Here is an 18,085-nt window from a genome sequence, read left to right as displayed (position 1 = left end):
TCCCTCCGGGCGAGAGACAACAAGATAACTCCTGCGACATGCCTGCCGAGCAGATCACATTTTTTAGCGGAAATTCCCGGTCAGCTTTGCACCTCGCCAGCACCCGAGCCTCTGTACTACTAGCCTCTCCGTAAAGATAAAAACGAGGGCACGGAGATGTTGCGATATCGCAAAACCGGGAGAAATGGATCCCGCCGGGCTACGAGGGTATCGCTGAAGGCGCGGCTGCTGGGCGGACTGCTGCTGTTACTGCTGGCCGCCGGTGCCAGTGCGGGTCTGCTGGATCTGCTCAGAAAAACGAAAATCGAAATCAATACCGGGCTGATCGACCTCAATCTCGATAATCTGGTATTGGACGTGGGCCTGTTGGGCCTGGTGGAGTTGGAGATCGACGGCAACCAGGTGATCGCCTTTCTCTCCCTGCCCGGCGATATAGAGTCCGATCTGCTGATTACCTTCGACCAGGTATTCGGGCTGACCGAACAGAATATCGGTCTCTCCGTCGACCGGTTCGATCCTGTCGAACCCAGCCTGCTACATCGTCTGCCGCCTGGCACCCGGGTGTTGCCCCCGGCCGAATTCCCGATGCTGATCGGGATAGAGCCGGTCGGCGGCCTCACCTTCACCGATACCGTGGAGCTGGAGCTACACACCCACAACCTGGAGTACGAACCGGGCACAAGGCTGCGCCTGTTTGCCGCCTCCGAGGGCGAGGACTTCCGCGATATCACCACCTATGTCGGCTCTGGCAGCTATCGCTGTCGCGGCCGGCGGGGCAAGTTTTCCGAGTTCCTGGTAGTGGAGGACAAGCGGGAGACAGATACCGTGATCGCCGGCAAATTTTACCGGCTGCAAGACAAGCTGCACGAATTCCGCAGCCAGATGCCGGCCTGGATATACTGGAGTCTCTACCTGAAAGTGGTCTATGCGAAGGGCGCCTGGGCCTTCGAAGACGATGCCGAGGCCGTGCGGAGGCTGGAGTCCGCACTGGCCATCATCGACAGGAACAGTGGTTACTGGATTCCCAATATCTGGCGCTCCAGCCGCGATATCGACAATGTCGCCGGCGAACTCAGCGCGTCGGCACAAACCCTGATCTTCAGCCTGGAGCTTCCCGACTGATGTCCGAGAAGAGCGAGATAACCGGCGGGGACCGGTTCGCGCGTGACGACATCCGTCGCGGACTGGTGATGACTTTCTCTGCGCTCACCGCCGTCGTGCTGCTGGGGCTGTTCGGTACCCGGGATTCGGCGGCACCGCAGCCGCCATCCGCGGGCGCTGCGCACGCTCTCGCGGTGTTGCCGGTGAAGTTGTCCGGCCTGTCGGGCGATACCGACTGGTTGGAAGACGGCGGGCAGCTACTGTTGAACCAGTCGCTGCGGGATCTGCGGAAAATCCGGGTGTTGCAACCCGGCGATGTGAACAGGGCGCTGCAGTTGTTCCAGCAGACCTATCCGGGAGCGGACGATCGCCAGGCGGCAAAGGTCGCCCGACTGATGGGGGCCGACTACCTGCTCGCGGCCCGGGTTTTCCCAGTGCGGGACAACTACCGGGTTGTATTGAAGCTGCGCAGCCTGCACGCGCCGAATCGCGCCGCGCAGACCCTGGCGGACCAGCGGCTGGCAGCGGACGCGCTGCCCGCATTCTTCCAGCGGGCCGGCACCCTGGTGGGGGACGCGTTGCAGATCGATGGCACCTCCGGACGGGAGGTGCCCCTGTGGACTGCAGACGCCCAGCGCTTCGCCAGCGCAAAAGAGGCCTATCGACTGGGGCAGCTACAGAGGGCGCGCGACGCTGCCGACCAACTGGTGCGATCCCAGCCCGACTACGGGCCCGGCTGGCTACTGCGGGCCCGTATCGCCAGTGATCAGGGGGATACCGCGGAAGCCGAAGCCAGCCTGCAGCACACCGTCGCAGCCAGCCGCCCGGATTCCGCGACCGCCTATTGGGCCCAGGCCCTGTCCGCCCGCTGGCGGGGGGATGCCGACGCGGCGGAAACCTTCCTGCACCGCTTGATCGAGACCTTTCCCGGCCGTACACGCGCGCGCATGGAGCTGGCCGCACTGCAGATGGAGCAGGGCCTGTTCGAAGAGGCGCTGGTGGAGTTGCAGAAGGTGGTGGTGCTGGACCCGAAACATGCCCGCGCCTGGCTGGAGCTGTCCAAGGCCGCCATCGTATCCGGCCGCGGCCAGCGGGCGCTGGACGAATACCTGCCGCGGGCACTGGAAGCCCACGAGCGCCTGCGCGACCTGTCCGGTCGTGGCGATGTGCTGAACGCCTACGGCGTGGCCCACCAGCGCCTGGGCCAGTTGCAGCAGGCGCGGGACTACTACGTCCGGGGCCTGGAACAGCGACGCGCCGAGGGCGACAGGCGCGGCCAGGTTACCAGCCTCGGCAATCTCGCCACACTGCACAGCATGCGCGGTGAGGGCGAGGCCGCGGAACGGAAACTGGGCGAGGCGCTGGCCCTGGCCGGGGACCTTGGGGACGAAAAGGCACAGAGCGAAATCTACAACCAGATGGGCCTGCTGGCGGAGGAGCGCGGCCACTATCGCGATGCACTGGAGCGCTATCGCAGCGCGCTCTCCATCCGCATGCGCCTGGACGATATCTGGCTGCGCGCCGAGAGCCAGAACAACGTGGGCTTCATCTACTTCCTGCTGTCCGACTACGACCACTCCATGGTCTACTGGCGCAGCGCCCGGGAAAATTTTGCAAAAGCCCACGACCCCATGGGCGAAGTGGAGGTGCGGCAGAATATCGCCCAGCTGGAACTGCAGCGTGGCAACTGGCCGGAAGCCTACCGGGCCCTGCGGACCGGCGAGAAACTGGCCCGGCGGGAAAACCTGGAAGATTACGAAATCGTCATTCGCGCCTATCTGGGCCGGTTGGCATTTCTGCAGGGACGCTTCAGGTCCGCGTCGGAAAAATGGGACTCGGTGAGCGAATTCATGCACAGCCGCGGAGACAGGCGCGGCATCGTCGAGTTTGATCTCTGGCGCGCCGAGCTGTCCCTGGCCCTGGGGCAGTTGCAGCGGGCCGAGCGACAACTGACAGAACTGGCGAAGCCCCTGGCCGAATACGGCAGTGTCGAGCAGCGGGTGGCGGAAAAGTTGTTGCGCCTGCAACTGGCCCGGGAAAGGGGCGAATCTCAGCGCGCGGAAAAAATCCATGGGGAGCTAGATCCGCTATTGGGCCCGGAAGTGCCGCACCGGCTGGGGCTGCGCGCGCGCATCGCCGCGGTGGAGCTGGGCCTGGACGGGCAGGCGGCGCTGGAAGAGGTGCAGTGGGAGGATTACCCCGTGGAGCAGTTGCGCTGGCTGGAAGTGCAGTGCCGCCGCCAGCGGCAGCGCGGCGACTGGAGCGGGCTACAGCAGAGCCTGTCGGTGGCACGGCCGCTACTGAAGAAAGTGGACGGCTACTGGCGTAGCTATATCTTCGAGCACCTGGACTTCCTGCTGTCCCAGCACCGGGGCCGTGCCGACCTGGCCGCCCGGGCCAGCGCCAACCGTTTCTACAGCAACCTGCTGGAACAGGTCGCCGACGAAGACCGGGCCGCATTCCGCGCCCGCAATCCGCTGCCGCAGCGGCTGGCACTCAATCACTGACCCCGTAGAGCCCGCACCGCAGGCGATTGTTTGAGTGTTGTTTTCGTAAAGGTCCCGGCTCTATTGCAGCCGGAAAATATGTCCCGACTGCGGCGCCAGCCTCAGCTCGATTTTCCCCTCTTCTTCATCGAACAATAACTCTGCGGTCGCTGTGTCCAGCTGATCCGTCAGCGCGTAACGACCTTCTTCGAGTTGCCACTGCTGCATCAGCGCCGGCGGCAACCGCAGTGTCAGAGCCTTTTCCCTGTCGCCGAAGTTGGCGATCACCATCAGCTTTTCGTCGCCGGCCCAGCGGGCAAAGGCGAATTGTTGCCCGCCGTAGCCGTCGCTGTGCTCGCGGTTGTAGCGGTGCAGGTCGAAGTATTGACCGCGCAGGGCGCTGCTCGAGGCGGAAAAATTCAGAAGGCGACTGTAAAAGTCGCGCAGTTGCTTTTCCTCCGCGGTGGATTCTCCCTGCAGCCAGCGGCGTACACTCGGTACCGACCAGTAATCGAAAATGGTGGTGCGGCTGGCCTTGCCGAAGCCGGCGTCCCGGCGTGCCGGCTCGCCCAGTTCCTGGCCGAAGTAGACCAGCGTGGGGGCGGCGGACACGGTGGCGGAAACCAGCATCGCCGGTTTGCCGGCCCCGGCGCTGCCGGCGAACTCCGGGCTGGCGATGCGCTGTTCATCGTGGTTTTCCATAAAGCGCAGCATATGCGGGGCGATATCCTGCAGGCTCCGCTGGACCTCCGCGACCGTGTCAGTACTACCCTCGCCTTCCAGTACTGCGCGGATGGCATCGTAGCTGCCCACCTTGTCGTAGAGGTAATCCATCTTGCCCTGCCGGATATAGTCGCGGTAGCGCTCGGGCGTATAGATCTCGGCCAGCAACAGGGTGTCCGGCTTCTCCATCTTGATGGAGGAGTTCAGGTAGCTCCAGAACTCCACCGGCACCATGCCGGCCATATCGTAGCGGAATCCGTCGACGCCGAAATCGAGCCAGTAGTGGGTGATATCGCGGAGTTTTTCCCAGGAGTCCGGTACATCCTTGTCCGACCAGAATTCGGCGTGCACCCGGTAATCTTTCTGCGCGAACGCCGCAGACAGTTCCGGGAAGTCCTTGCTGCCGTCCGGACGCACGCCGAAATTGATCTTGACCGTCTCGTACCAGTCGTCAATGTCCGGTTGCGCCGCGCGGGCGCCGTTGCCGGTCCACTTGGCCGGGCTCTCCTCGAACTCGCCGTCCGCCAGCGGGTGCGGCTCGCCGCCCAGCGGCCGATAGTCGTCGCTCTCGGGCACTTTGAAGTCCTCGCCGACCACGTAGTAGAAACTGTTGTCGCGGGCGTAGGTGAGCGAGGTATCGTCGGTGGCACCGAAATCCCGAACCCCCTCCGGTTTGTCGAGTGATTCGTAGGCGCGGGCCACATGGTTGGGGACGATATCGATGATGACCTTGAGGCCCTGCGCGTGGCTGCGCCGAATCAGCGCGCGGAATTCATCCAGGCGCTTTGCCGGGTCTTCTGCCAGGTCCGGGTTGACGCTGTAGTAATCCTTGATCGCATAGGGGGAGCCGGCGCGGCCCTTGATCACGTCCGGGTCGTCGTTACTGATACCGTATTGGGTGTAGTCGCCTACCAATGCGTGATGCAGCGAGCCGGTATACCAGATGTAATTGGCCCCCAGCTCGCGGATATCGGCGAGCACTTCCGGCGTGAAATCGTTGAACTTGCCCGTGCCGTTCTCTTCGATGGTGCCCCAGGGTTTGTTGGCGGGGTTGGTGTTGCCGAACAGGCGCGGCAGGGTCTGGTAGATGATCGGTTTTTCGCCGGGCGTGCCGGGCTCCAGCTCGGCAGCTTCGGTGGCTTTTTCAGTGCAACCGGTGGCGATGGTAAGCAAGGCGGCGATCAGGGGGGGAAATTTCTTCATTGGTAATTGTGCCCTTGAATTCTGCTCCTACGGCAGTGCGGTGCGTTTTGTAGGATGGGCGCGTCGCTGCGCTCCTTTGCCCATCCTACGGCCTGTATTCAATGCCGGACGGCCAGCTCCAGCGGCCTGCCGCGCCAGTTGAATTTGATATGCAACTGCCCGCTGGATTTTTCCAGCCAGGCGCCTCGGGTGGCTTTCTCGAAATCGCTTTCGCGCTCCAGTATCCGGAGTTGCTGTCCGTCGACGGAAACGCTTGCCGGAGCCGGTTTCCAGTTGTGGATATTCAGGCGAATATGGCGTTCTTCCGGTGCGCCATCGTAGCCGTCGCCCTCGCTGGTAAAGCTGAAGTCGATTCCATCGGCGCTGCGCTCGGCGTTGAACTCGAGCATCTGGTATTCGCCGCGGCCGTAGGCGTCGACGGTCTGGCCGTCGTCTTCGTAGATGCGGCCGCTGGAGCTGGCCGCGGTCGGGTGGGCGTAGTAGTCCAGGTTCAGTGTTTCGCTGGAGTAATCGCGGGTATTGTCGAGATGGTCGACGGTCGGGATAAAGGCGCCGGCGCGTACCAGTACCGGGATGGTTTCGAGGTCCACATCCACCTGTGCCGTGTCGCCGCTGTACGGCTCGTCGCTCCAGTAATCGAACCAGACGCCGCCGGGCAGTTTTACAGTAACCTCCGTGACGCCGGAGTCGGTTACCGGTGCCACCAGGAAGTCGTCGCCCCAGAGGTAGGCGTCCTTGTAATCGATCAGCTCGATCTCTTTTTCGTTCTCGAAAAACAGCGGGCGCATCAGCGGCATGCCGGTCTGGCTGTTTTCGAAGGCCAGGGTGTAGTTGTAGGGCAGCAGGCGGTAGCGCAGCTTGATGTAGTCGCGGACTATGTCGCGGGTCCTGCGGTCGTGGAATACCGGTTCCGGGGCAATCTCCTCCTGTGCGTGCGGGCGGTAGACCGGTTGGAAGACGCCGTACTGCAGCCAGCGGATATACATCTCGCGATCGAATTCCTCGCCGCCGGCAAAGCCGCCCAGGTCGGAGTGGGTGTAGCCGAAACCCAGCAGGCCCATCTGCAGCGACAGCTCCACCTGCGGCTTAAGACCGCCCCAGTCGCGGGCCACGTCGCCGGTCCAGGGAATCATGCCGTAACGCTGGGAGCCGGCGAAACCGGCGCGCATCATGATGAACGGGCGTCGCTCGGGATAGTTTTCTTTCTGCCGCTCGAACAGTAGCTGTGCCCAGCGGTGGCCGTAGGCATTGTGGATTTCGTCTGCGGTGCCGATGGCGTGCACTGTGTCGGCCGGGTGCACTTCCGGTTCGCCCAGGTCGCCCCACCAGCCGGCTACGCCCTGCCGGTAGAGGCCGTCGTAGATATTCCAGAACCAGTCGCGGCCGTCTTCGGAAAATACATCCACCAGGCCGGTGTTGCCAAAAAAGAAGTCGAAGCGCTTGGGCTCGCCGGCCAGGTTTTTCGCCAGCGCGTTTGCGGCCACGGCCTGGTCCCAGCGTCTGGAGCTGGTCAGCACAAAGGGTTCGGTAACCAGGATGGTCTGGATACCGCGCTCCTTCAGGTCGGCCAGCATTTTCTCCGGCTCGGGAAAAGCGTTCCTGTCCCAGGCCAGGTTGCCCATATGGCCTTTGACATCGGGGCCGAACCAGTAGAGGTCCAGCACCAGCGCGTCCAGCGGGAAATCCTCATCGGCGAACTTCTCCACCGTATGCCGCACTTCTTTCTCTGTGCGGTAGCCGAAGCGGGAGGCGAAATTGCCCAGTGCCCAGCGCGGTGGCAGCGGTTGGCGGCCGGTTACGTCGACATAGTGTTCGATCAGCCCCGGGTAGCTGTCCCCGGAGACGACGATATAGCTGGTGCGGCCGGCTGCGGCCTCGAACTGCAACACGTCCTCCTCAGCGGCGCCCAGGTCCATGGCGCCGCTGGCGCTGTTGTCGAACAGCAACAGGTATTTGTTGCTGCTCATGACCGCCGGCAGGCCGAAGTACATCTGCTTCGATTCGGTGGTGTAGCCGTAGTGGGCCTTGTTGTAGAGCGGCAGGCGCTGGCCGCGGCGGTCCATGCCCAGCACCCGCTCGCCGCCGCCGAGCAGTTTCTCCTGCGGCTGTAGCGAGAAGCGGAAACCGCGCAGGGTTTCGGTACCGAAAAAGCCGCTTTCCTCACCGACCAGCAGCCGCCCGCGGCGGAGGTATTCGATGCGGAACGGGGATTTGTGGATCAGGGCGGTGAGGCCGGGCAGGCTGTAGGCCAGTCTGTCCCGCCCCTCCGTGAGTTTTGCCGCGGCAGTGCGCTGCGGCCGGTCACTATCGATGGCGAAGGAGGGCAGCTGTTTCAGGCCGTCGCGCTGGTAGTGCACTTCCAGTGCGGCGTCGTTGAGTGGCGTCAGGGTAACGCTGCCGTCGCTGAGGGCGATGGTCAGTGCGCCCGAATCCAGCTGGTGGCTCCGGTACTCGCGTGTTTCGCCGGCGCTGGCGAGGCCGGTATAGAACAGGAAAACAAGCGCGAAACCGCGCAGCAGGGTATTTCGGTTTGTCATCGCTCTTTTACATCTTGTCTGTTTTGCAGGGTGCGCAGGGCGCACCCTGCAGGTTCCGTCCCGATTGGTGCCCATCAATCCAGTTCCAGCACCAGCACATCCCGCGCCGGAATCTCCAGTTGCTCCAGCGCATGGCGCTCGCCGGTCAGTACGTCGACGCCCCCTGTGCTGTCACCGAGCGCTTCCGCAAAGCGCGCCTGCGGCAGCCGATAGGGTTCGTTGCCCTTGTTGATCGCCACCATGACGGCATCTTTATCGTTGTAGCGGAAATAAACGTAGGTGTTCTCCCGCGGCGAGAAGTGCTTCAGTCTGCCGCTGTGTATCACCGGCGCCTGCCGGCGCCACCGGAACAATTTGCGCACGGTCTCCTGCGCCTGCTGTTGGTGCCCGCCCAGGCCTTTGCCGGTAAACGCATCGCTATCGTCGCCGGCCCAGCCGCCGGGAAAGTCACTGCGCACGATACCGTCGTTGCGTTCCTTTGGGCTTTCCATCAGTACTTCGTCGCCGTAGAAAAACTGCGGGATGCCGCGCATCGTGGCCAGGTAGGCAATCGCCATCCTGAACAGCGCGGGGTCGTCATTGAGCTGGCTGAACAGGCGGCTGGTGTCGTGGTTGCCGCCGAAGATCACCAGCTGCTGCGGCTGCGGGTAGAGGAAGTCGTTGGCCAGGGACTCGTACAGGGTCGTGAGTCCGCTGTCCCAGCTGTCCTCCTCGGCCAGCCCCTCGCGCAGTGCGTAGTGCAGCGGGAAGTCCATCATGCTTTTCAGGCGGCCGCCGCTGACCTGTGCGCCTTCGCCGCGCTGCCAGTGGGCCACCAGCGCCGGGTTGCGGGTCCACTCCTCGCCGACGATATTGAAATCCGGGTACTCCCGGTGGATGCGTGCCGCCCACTGCTGCAGGAAGTCGCCGTCGGAATAGGCGTAGGTGTCGGCGCGGATACCGGACAGGCCGGCGTACTCGATCCACCAGATGCTGTTCTGGACCAGGTAGTTGGCCAGCAGCGGGTTGCGTTGGTTCAGGTCCGGCATCGAGTCCACGAACCAGCCCTGTACGAAGGCCGCGCGGTCGCTGTCACTCGCGTGCGGGTCCACCAGTGTGGTGCGGCTGTGGTTGGTGAGTGTGTACTCGCCCTTGTCGGTGCCGTCGCCGTTCAGCCAGCTCGCGGCGGGCAGGTCGCGCAGCCACCAGTGGCCGTTGCCGATATGGTTGAGCACCATGTCCTGGATCACGCCGATGCCCCGTTTGCGGGCCGCGTCGACGAATTCGCGGAAATCTTCATTGCTGCCGAAGCGCGGGTCCACGCGGTAGAAGTCGGTGGCGGAGTAGCCGTGGTAGGAGTAGGCCGGCTGGTCATTTTCCACCAGCGGGTTGGGCCACACCTGGGTAAAGCCCATATCGGCGATATAGTCCAGGTGTTTGCGCATACCGGCGATATCGCCGCCGTGGCGGCCGCCGGGGTTGTCGCGGTCCGCTTCCTCGAGGGTGTCGGCGGTGCTGTCGTTGGCGGTATCGCCGTTGGCGAAGCGGTCCGGGGTGACCAGGTAGATGGCGTCGGTGGCATCGAAGCCGCGGCGGTCGGCGGAACCGGGAGCCCGCGCTTTCAGCGGGTATTCGATTGTCGCCCGCGCCTCGCCGCTGTCGCGCAGGGCGATCTCCAGGCGACCGGGCTCGGTGTCCGGCGCCAGGCGCAGGTTGATGAACAGGTAGTTGTCGTTGCCGGTGGTCTCGGTTCCCAGCAGGGTGACCCCGGGGTAGGTGACCGACGGTTCGAGGCCGGCGATATCGCGGCCGTGGACCATCAGCTGCAGTTCTTCCTCGGCCATGCCCGTCCACCAGAAAGGTGGTTCGACACGGTCGATGGACTCGGCGGGGGCCGCCAGCGGTAGGCAGGTCAACAGGCTTGCGAGTAGGTACTTACATACTCTGCGAGCATGGTAGAATATGGTGCCATCGACCGCTGATAGCCGGCGGGTCGGGCGGCGAAGGGAGTTCGGGATCATGGTGCGGACCGGGCCTTTATTTATTGTGGGATCGAGCGCCGCTCAGGGCAGCTTCATGTTAGTGCAGTGAGCGCTGGCAGCATCCACCCCCTCGGGGGAGGATGGCCGCGCCGGACCGCCGTGTCAGGATGGCCCGATAACCATAAACAGTTTCAGCGGTGATCCCCATGTCTCAGTCTCAAGCAGCTTCCCCTTCGTCCCCGCGACAGAAGCCCCAGCTCAGCTTCTGGCAGATCTGGAATATGTGTTTCGGCTTTCTCGGCATCCAGTTCGGTTTTGCGCTGCAGAACGCCAATGTCAGCCGTATCTTCCAGACTCTGGGGGCGGATATCGAGGATATCCCGGTACTCTGGATCGCCGCACCGCTGACCGGCCTGCTGGTGCAGCCGGTGATCGGCTACTTCAGCGATCGCACCTGGACGCCGCTGGGGCGCCGCCGTCCCTTCTTCCTGGCCGGGGCGGTGCTGTCCTCCATTGCCATCATCTTCATGCCCAACTCGCCCACCCTGTGGATTGCCGCCGGCATGCTGTGGGTCATGGATGCCTCCATCAATGTGTCCATGGAACCCTTCCGTGCGCTGGTGGGGGATATGCTGCCGCAGAAGCAGCGGGCCTTCGGCTATTCGCTGCAGAGTTTTTTTATCGGCATCAGTTCGGTAGTGGCCTCGGCGCTGCCGTGGATGCTGAGCAACTGGTTCGGTGTCTCCAACACTGCGGCCGAGGGCGCGATTCCGGATTCGGTGAAGCTGTCTTTCTATGTGGGCGGCGCAGTGTTTCTGCTGGCGGTGCTATGGAGCGTGTTGAAGACCCGCGAGTACAGCCCGCAGCAGCTGGATGACTTCGCCGCGGCAGAACCCGAGCAGGAGGGCGAGGAAGAGGCGGCGCCGTCGCCCGCGCGCTACCGGGCCCTGGGGCTGGGGTTCACCATTGCCGGCGCGCTGATTTCGGCGGCGGTATGGCACTGGGGGCTGGATCCGCAGCTGTATATTTTTAGCGGCCTGATCGGCGGCCTGGGGCTGCTGCAGTTGCTGGCCCAGTGGCTGCGCAGAGGGCGCTTCAATGCGCTGGATGAGATAGTGTCCAATATCTACCGCATGCCGGTGGCAATGAAGCAGCTGGCGCTGGTGCAGTTCTTCTCCTGGTTCGCGCTGTTTGCGATGTGGATCTATACCACCGCGGCGGTGAGCAGCTTCCACTTCGGCAGCAGCGATGTGACCTCAAAAGCCTACAACGACGGCGCCGACTGGGCGGGTATCCTGTTCGCCGCCTACAACGGCTTCGCCGCGATTGCGGCGCTGTTGATTCCGTTGATCGCGAAACGTACCGGCCTGCGCGGGGCCCACTGCATCAACCTGTGCCTGGGTGCCGTTGGTCTTCTGTCTTTCTTCTTTATCGCCGATCCGCGTTGGCTGCTGCTGCCGATGGTGGGGGTCGGTTTTGCCTGGGCGTCGATCCTGTCGCTGCCCTACGCGATGCTGTCCAGTGCTGTGCCGCACCGCAAGATGGGTGTCTTCATGGGCATCTTCAACGGCTTTATCGTGATTCCACAGCTTCTGGCGGCGAGTATTCTCGGCTTTCTGCTCAAGCAGTTCTTCGACGGTGAGGCGATCTATGCGCTGATGATCGGCGGTGCCAGTTGGCTGTTGGCGGCGGTGGCTGCACTGCGGGTGGCGCAGCCGGAGAGTGAGCAGCTGGAGGCCGATCCGCAAGCTGTCTGATGGGGCGTCTCGCACTCGAGTTTTCGGGAGTCGGGAGGGGGCGCCGCTCCGCGGTCCCTGTCTTGGAGCGGCCGAAGTTTCGATCCGGATACAGCCAGTAGGAGCCCGCCCGGCAGGCGATCAGCCCGGGGCGGAAACAGGGTTGTACCGCCGGGGGGAGGGTGCGCTATCAGCTCTGCGCGGAAACGGTGGAAGTGCTGCCGGAGACGCTGACATCCTCCCTGGAAGGGTAGGGCCAGTTGGCCTTGCTGAAAGCGCCGCCATCTACCCAGAGGGTCTGGCCGCTGATAAATGAGGCCTTTTCGTCGGCGAGGAATTCCACGGCGCGCGCGATATCCTCGGTGTAGCCGACGCGCCCCAGCGGTGTGATTGCCGCCCAGCTGCCGGCGTAGTCCGGGGCCTCGCGTTCAGTGCGCTCGGTCAGTACACCCCCCGGCGCCACACAGTTGACGCGGATACCGTATTCCCCCAGCTCGACCGCCGAGGTCTTGGTGAACACTTCGATACCGCCCTTGCTGGCGGCGTAGTCGACGAGGTTGGGGAAGGCGAGCTTGTTGCAGCCGGAGCCGATATTGACGATGGCGCCGCGCACACCGCTCTCGATCATCAGCCGCGCGGCGCGCTGGGTATTGAGGAAGCAGCCCTTCAGATTGGTGCGGATCACCTTGTCCCAGTCCTCTTCGGACAGTTCCAGCAGCGGTGCCCAGGTCTGCACGCCGGCGTTGTTTACCAACAGCTCGGGCACCCGATTGAAGTGTTCCACCACCTGGCGGTAAAAGGCGTCTACCTCTCTACTGTCACCTACATCGCAGTGGGCAAACAGAACCTCGCGACCCAGTGACTCGATTTCCGCTACCAGTTGCCGCGCTTCGACGTCGTCGCGCAGGTTGTTTACCGCGATATCCCAGCCCGCCCGGGCCAGGTGCAGGGCTATACCCCTGCCGATGCCGGTAGTACCGCCAGTGACTACCGCCAGCTTGTTGTTCTTCATACTGCGATCTCTATCCGTACAGCCGATTTGCCCGGCAAAACTCCCGCCGGGACAACAAAACAAATAGGAAAAACCTAACTGGTGTGAACGCTACCATTTTATGTAAACGTTTACAATTGAGGTGAGTCGTGGCAGTAATAGTGGCGCGCCGGTGAGATGAATATCGCTGAAAACGTTACCATACACTCCCGACCGGAAGTCTCTCGCACAGGAAATCACAGGTGTCGATCAAACAAGTTGCCAAAGAAGCCGGCGTTTCCATCGCCACGGTCTCCCGCTATCTGAACAGCCCCGAACATGTGCGGGAGAAGACCCGCCTCAAGGTGCAGGCGGCAATCGAGAAGACCGGCTTCTCGCGCAATGCCCTCGCGCGCAATTTTCGCCGCGGCAAGACCAGCCTGGTGATGGTGGTGCTGCCGGAGGTGGGCGATCCGTTTTTCTCCGGCGTGATGCGCGGTATCTGGCGCGTGGCGCGGCGCGAGGGCTACAGCATCCTGATCAGCGAAACCCAGTTCAACACCGAGGGTTTCAACGAGTACGCCGATATGGTCTTCTCCAAGCAGGCGGACGGTATCATCCTGCTGGCCAGTATCTCGCCGTTCATGCGCGACGGCGGGGCCGGCAGCAGCGCCCTGGAGCGTCGCCCGGATGGCACCGTGCCGCCGGTGGTGATCGGCTGTGAGACAGTGACACCGCAACTGAGCCATTTTCCCAGCGTGCGTGTGGACAACGTCGGCGCCGCCCGCGAGGCCTCCCGACACCTGATCGGCCTCGGTCACCGGCGCATCGCATTCATTTCCGGTGCACGCGACTCGCTGCTCACCAGCGATCGCGAGCGCGGCTATCGGGGTGCCATGGCAGATGCCGGGCTGGCGGTGGATGACGGCTGGGTACTGGAGGGCGACCTGAGCATCGATGGCGCCCGGCGCGCGGTGCGGGAGCTGCTGGCGCAGCGGCCGCGCCCGACGGCCATTTTCTGTGCCACCGACGAAATGGCGCTCGGCGCCATGCACGAGATCCGCGCCAACGGCCTGGCAATACCCGCGGATATTTCCATCGTCGGCTTCGACGATGTGCGCTATGCCGCCACTGCCTCGCCGCCGCTGACCACCGTGGCCCAGCCCGCCGAGGAGATCGGCGAGCACACCATGGAGCGCCTGTGCCGCGCCATGCTCGGCGGCGATATCGGCGCCGAGCCGGAGGTGGTGCCGCACCGGCTGGTGCTGCGCAGCTCCACCGCGGCGCCGCCGGCGGAGTGAGCGGCAATGCGCGGGCGGGCAGGATGCGCCGCGCGCACCGTCGCGGCCGCTGCCCGCGCCAAAACCGCCGCCTGCCATCGCCTGCAGGGCAGGCTGTTGCGGGTGTAATGACTCGGGTTTTTCCGTCAACTGGATGTAAACGTTTACATACATGCGCCGGAAATTGTATAAATGGGGCGGCGATGCGGTTTTGGCTGTGCCCTCTGTTGCAGAGCTTCACGCGCGGCCCACTAGTTGCTAAAACGATTTCTCAAAGACCGCGTCGATAACAATAAACACCGGCCGCACGGCGGCCGCTACAGTGAGTGAGGGAATAACAAGATGAATCCCACGACCGATAGCGCCGTACTGGGCGATGCGCCCACGGCCGCGCAATCCGAAACCAACCATGTAATGGTGATCGCCATCAGCATCGTGGCCACCCTCGGTGGTTTCCTGTTCGGCTTCGACAGCGGTGTAATCAACGGCACCGTCGACGGCCTGCAGGCCGCGTTCAACTCCGACAGCGCCGGCACCGGCTTCAATGTCGCCTCCATGTTGCTGGGCTGCGCCGGCGGCGCCTTTTTTGCCGGCTCCCTGGCGGACAGGTTCGGTCGCAAGACGCTGCTCGTGGTCTCGGCAATCTGCTTTGTTGTCTCCGCCTGGGGCTCCGGTATCGCCACCGGCTCGCTGGAATTCGTGATCTACCGCATCCTCGGCGGCCTGGCCGTGGGCGCCGCCAGTGTGATGACGCCGGCCTACATCGCCGAGGTGGCACCGGCGGCCTATCGCGGTCGCCTCGCCACGGTGCAGCAGGTGGCGATCATCTGCGGCCTCTTCTGCGCCTTTGTCAGTAACTACGTCATCGCCAACTGGGCCGGCGCCTCCACCGGCGAATTCTGGATGGGCTTCGAGGCCTGGCGCTGGATGTTCTGGATGGAGCTGATCCCGGCAGCGGTCTTCCTGGTGGGCCTCTACTTTATTCCCGAGAGCCCGCGCTTTCTGGTGGCCAGCGGCCGGGGCGACGGCGCCGAGAAGGTGTTGGGTAAACTGTTCGGCGAGCGCGCCGGCGGTGAGAAAGTCGACGAGATCCGCGAGTCCCTGGCGGAGGATCACCGCCCCAGCCTGAGAGACCTGTTCGACCCGGCCAGCGGCAAACTGCGCTCCATCGTCTGGGTGGGTATCGGCCTGGCGGTGTTCCAGCAACTGGTGGGCATCAATGTGGTCTTCTACTACGGCGCCGTGCTATGGCAGTCGGTGGGCTTTACCGAGAGCGACGCGCTGCTGATCAATGTGGTCTCCGGTGCGGTGAGTATCGCCGCGGTGATCACCGCGCTGATCCTGGTGGACAAGATCGGGCGCAAACCGCTGCTGTGGTTCGGTTCCATCGGCATGACGATCACCCTGGCGATCATGGCCGGGGCCTTCTCCCAGGCCACCATCGACGAGAGCGGCTCGCTGAGCCTGTCCGACGGCATCGGCGTGGTCGCGCTGCTGGCGGCCAACGCCTATGTGGTCTTCTTCAACGCCTCCTGGGGCCCGGTGATGTGGGTCATGCTGGGGGAGATGTTCCCCAACCAGATGCGCGGTTCCGGCCTCGCCGTCAGCGGCCTGGCGCAGTGGCTGGCCAACTTCGGCATCACGCTGTCCTTCCCGATACTGCTGGCCTCGATCCAGCTGTCCGGCAGCTACGGTCTCTATGCACTGGCCGCGGCCATCTCGATCTTCTTCGTGGGTAAATATGTGCGCGAGACCCGCGGCCGCGAACTGGAACAGATGGAAGGTTGATCATGCAGCAGTACGATCGGGATCTGCAGTGTATCTGGGAAGCCGGCGCCACCCTCGGCGAGGGCCCCCTGTGGGTGGAGCGCGAGCGCGCGCTCTACTGGGTGGATATCAAGCGGATGCAGTTGCACCGCTGTGATATCGATGGTGGCAACCGCCGCAGCTGGCAGTTCGACAGCCCGCTCAGCGCACTGGCGCCGCGGGCCGGTGGCGGCTTCGTGGGCACCTTCCGCGAGGGCTTTGCCACCGTCGACCTGCGCGGTGAAGAGGCCGCGGTGCATCCCCTGGGTGGCCCGGAGGCGGATCTGCCCGGCAACCGCTTCAACGACGGCAAGGTGGACGGCCGCGGCAACTTCTGGGCCGGCAGTATGGACGACGGCGAGGAAAAGCCCACCGGCGTCCTCTACCGCCTGGACGGCGACCTGCAGTGGCGAGCGCAGGACGACGGCTATGTGATCACCAACGGCCCGGCTTTCAGCCCGGACGGCCGCACCATGTATCACAACGACACCCCGAAGCGCACCGTCTACACCTTCGACCTGGACGCACAGGGCCGGCCGAACAATCGGCGTGTCTTCCTGGAACTGCCGGAGGATTCCGGTTTCCCGGACGGCCATACCGTGGATGCCGAGGGCTGCCTGTGGCAGTGCCACTGGAACGGCTGGGGCATCACGCGCTTTTCCCCTGCGGGCGAGGCGATCGGCCGCATCGAACTGCCGGTGGCCAATGTCACCAGCTGCACCTTCGCCGGCCCGGATCGGGACACGCTGCTGATCACCACCGCGCGCAAGGGCCTGGGCGAGCGGGAACTGGCCGAACAGCCGCTGGCCGGCGGCCTCTTCCGCTGCAAGCCGGGTGTGCGCGGGGTCGAACAGCCGCTGTTCCGCGGCTGAGCCGGGAGCGCCGGGCCCCAGCCCGGCAAGCGGGCCGCAGGCCCGCCCGATCGGCACATTTTTTCAAGGTGGAATGTAAACGTTTACGAAGCGGAAGTGATGGAAGTATGACAGCGAACGAAAACCCGCAAACACAAATCCTGCCGGAAGACGGCCTGGCCGGCACGCTGCTGGGCCGCGCCCGGGTACCGGCCGCACTGTCGCCCTCCGGCGTCGCCGGCCCCAGCCCGGTGTGGCTGTGCGAAGACGGCGTCTTCGATTTGAGCCCGCTGGCACCGACGCTGGCGCAACTGCTGGAAACGGGCTTCGGCCCCGACAGCGCGGACCTGGGCCGGGCACAGCGCATCGGCTCCGTGGAGGAAATCCTGCGCAATACACAGGCGGCGGAGCGCGATGAATCCGTGCCGCACTTCCTCGCGCCGGTGGACCTGCAGGCGATCAAGGCCTGCGGTGTGACCTTTGTCTGTTCCATGCTGGAACGGGTCATCGAGGAGCGCGCCGCCGGCGATCCCGCCCGCGCCAAAGAGCTGCGGGGGAAGCTGGCGGAGAAAATCGGCGGCGATATCTCGGGCGTGGTGCCCGGTTCGGAAGAGGCGGAATCCCTGAAGGCGGCGCTGCAGGAAGCGGGTATCTGGTCCCAGTACCTGGAAGTGGGCATCGGCCCCTTCGCCGAGGTGTTTACCAAATCTCAGCCGCTGTCGTCGGTGGGGCCCTGCGAGCAGGTGGGGGTGCACCCGGTTTCCTCCTGGAACAACCCGGAACCGGAAGTGGTGCTGATCGTCGACAGCCGCGGCAAGACCGTCGGCGCCACCCTCGGCAACGACGTCAACCTGCGCGATATCGAGGGCCGCAGCGCCCTGCTGCTGGGCAAGGCCAAGGACAACAACGCCTCCTGCGCCATCGGGCCCTTTATCCGCCTGTTCGATAACACCTTCTCCATCGACGATGTGCGCTCCGCCGAAGTGACCCTGGAGATCGAGGGCGAAGACGGTTTCGCGCTGCGCGAAGTCAGCCCCATGAGCGAAATCAGCCGCGACCCGCTGAACCTGGTGGAGCAGACCATCGGCCGCACCCATCAGTACCCGGATGGCGTGGCCCTGTTTACCGGCACCCTGTTCGCGCCCACCCAGGATCGCGACAATGAGAGCATGGGCTTCACCCACAAGGAGGGCGACCGCGTGCGTATCAGCTCGCCCAAACTGGGTGCGCTGAGCAATACTGTCACCACCAGCGATAAGGCACCGGAGTGGGAATTCGGTATCTCCGCGCTGATGCGGAACCTGGCGGCCAGGGGGCTGCTGTAGGTTTTTGGGGGCTGCCTGGGACCGCGGCTCCAGCTCCGCCCGCGGGCCACAGGCCCGCTGTAGGAGTCTGTTTGCGGGCGAAGTTCTTCCCGGCGACCAAAAGGGC

At 64.1% G+C, this 18,085-nt stretch carries 11 protein-coding genes; 7 read left to right on the top strand and 4 right to left on the bottom strand.

Going from position 1 to position 18,085, the window contains the following annotated elements; all coding sequences use genetic code 11:
• The first annotated feature begins 156 nt into the window (after positions 1–156).
• Together OQE62_RS04870 and OQE62_RS04865 are read left to right on the top strand one after the other, a co-directional pair.
• Positions 157–1,122, top strand: a complete 966-nt coding sequence (locus OQE62_RS04870) for a DUF6689 family protein (RefSeq protein ID WP_265720875.1) — start codon at positions 157–159, stop codon at positions 1,120–1,122.
• Entirely contained in the window at positions 1,122–3,608 is a 2,487-nt protein-coding gene (locus OQE62_RS04865; RefSeq protein ID WP_265720874.1) for a tetratricopeptide repeat protein, read from the top strand. The genes OQE62_RS04870 and OQE62_RS04865 overlap by 1 nt, the downstream gene beginning before the upstream one ends.
• 60 nt (positions 3,609–3,668) lie before the next feature.
• Here the strand turns inward: OQE62_RS04865 and OQE62_RS04860 are convergent, their stop codons facing one another.
• From OQE62_RS04860 to OQE62_RS04850, 3 genes are all read right to left on the bottom strand, one after another.
• Positions 3,669–5,513 (bottom strand): alpha-amylase family protein, encoded by a 1,845-nt coding sequence (locus tag OQE62_RS04860; protein ID WP_265720873.1) that lies wholly within the window; start codon positions 5,511–5,513, stop codon positions 3,669–3,671.
• A gap of 98 nt (positions 5,514–5,611) precedes the next feature.
• Positions 5,612–8,050 (bottom strand): glycoside hydrolase family 31 protein, encoded by a 2,439-nt coding sequence (locus OQE62_RS04855; protein ID WP_265720872.1) that lies wholly within the window; start codon positions 8,048–8,050, stop codon positions 5,612–5,614.
• A gap of 74 nt (positions 8,051–8,124) precedes the next feature.
• On the bottom strand, positions 8,125–9,945 hold the full coding sequence (locus OQE62_RS04850; RefSeq protein WP_265720871.1) for a glycoside hydrolase family 13 protein: 1,821 nt from the start codon (positions 9,943–9,945) through the stop codon (positions 8,125–8,127).
• A gap of 272 nt (positions 9,946–10,217) precedes the next feature.
• Here OQE62_RS04850 and OQE62_RS04845 point away from each other — a divergent pair, with 272 nt between their 5' ends.
• Positions 10,218–11,768: an MFS transporter gene (locus OQE62_RS04845; RefSeq protein ID WP_265720870.1), complete on the top strand. Its 1,551-nt coding sequence runs from the start codon at positions 10,218–10,220 to the stop codon at positions 11,766–11,768.
• Positions 11,769–11,937: 169 nt separating this feature from the next.
• Here the strand turns inward: OQE62_RS04845 and OQE62_RS04840 are convergent, their stop codons facing one another.
• Complete coding sequence (locus OQE62_RS04840) at positions 11,938–12,759, bottom strand: SDR family NAD(P)-dependent oxidoreductase (protein ID WP_265720869.1); 822 nt, start codon at positions 12,757–12,759, stop codon at positions 11,938–11,940.
• Positions 12,760–12,980: 221 nt separating this feature from the next.
• On the opposite strand from OQE62_RS04840, the gene OQE62_RS04835 reads away from it, so the two are divergent.
• The 4 genes from OQE62_RS04835 (at position 12,981) to OQE62_RS04820 (ending at position 17,979) form a co-directional block, all read left to right on the top strand.
• Positions 12,981–14,018, top strand: a complete 1,038-nt coding sequence (locus OQE62_RS04835; protein ID WP_265720868.1) for a LacI family DNA-binding transcriptional regulator — start codon at positions 12,981–12,983, stop codon at positions 14,016–14,018.
• Between the two features lie 321 nt (positions 14,019–14,339).
• On the top strand, positions 14,340–15,785 hold the full coding sequence (locus OQE62_RS04830; protein WP_265720867.1) for a sugar porter family MFS transporter: 1,446 nt from the start codon (positions 14,340–14,342) through the stop codon (positions 15,783–15,785).
• A 2-nt stretch (positions 15,786–15,787) separates the two neighbouring features.
• A complete protein-coding gene (locus OQE62_RS04825) occupies positions 15,788–16,675 on the top strand; it encodes an SMP-30/gluconolactonase/LRE family protein (protein ID WP_265720866.1) in 888 nt (295 codons plus the stop codon).
• 107 nt (positions 16,676–16,782) lie between these two features.
• Complete coding sequence (locus tag OQE62_RS04820) at positions 16,783–17,979, top strand: fumarylacetoacetate hydrolase family protein (protein ID WP_265720865.1); 1,197 nt, start codon at positions 16,783–16,785, stop codon at positions 17,977–17,979.
• Positions 17,980–18,085: the final 106 nt, after the last annotated feature.

It is taken from the genome of Microbulbifer halophilus, assembly GCF_026183675.1.
Taxonomy (GTDB): Bacteria; Pseudomonadota; Gammaproteobacteria; order Pseudomonadales; family Cellvibrionaceae; genus Microbulbifer; species Microbulbifer halophilus.
This window is presented reverse-complemented; position numbering and strand designations above follow the sequence as displayed.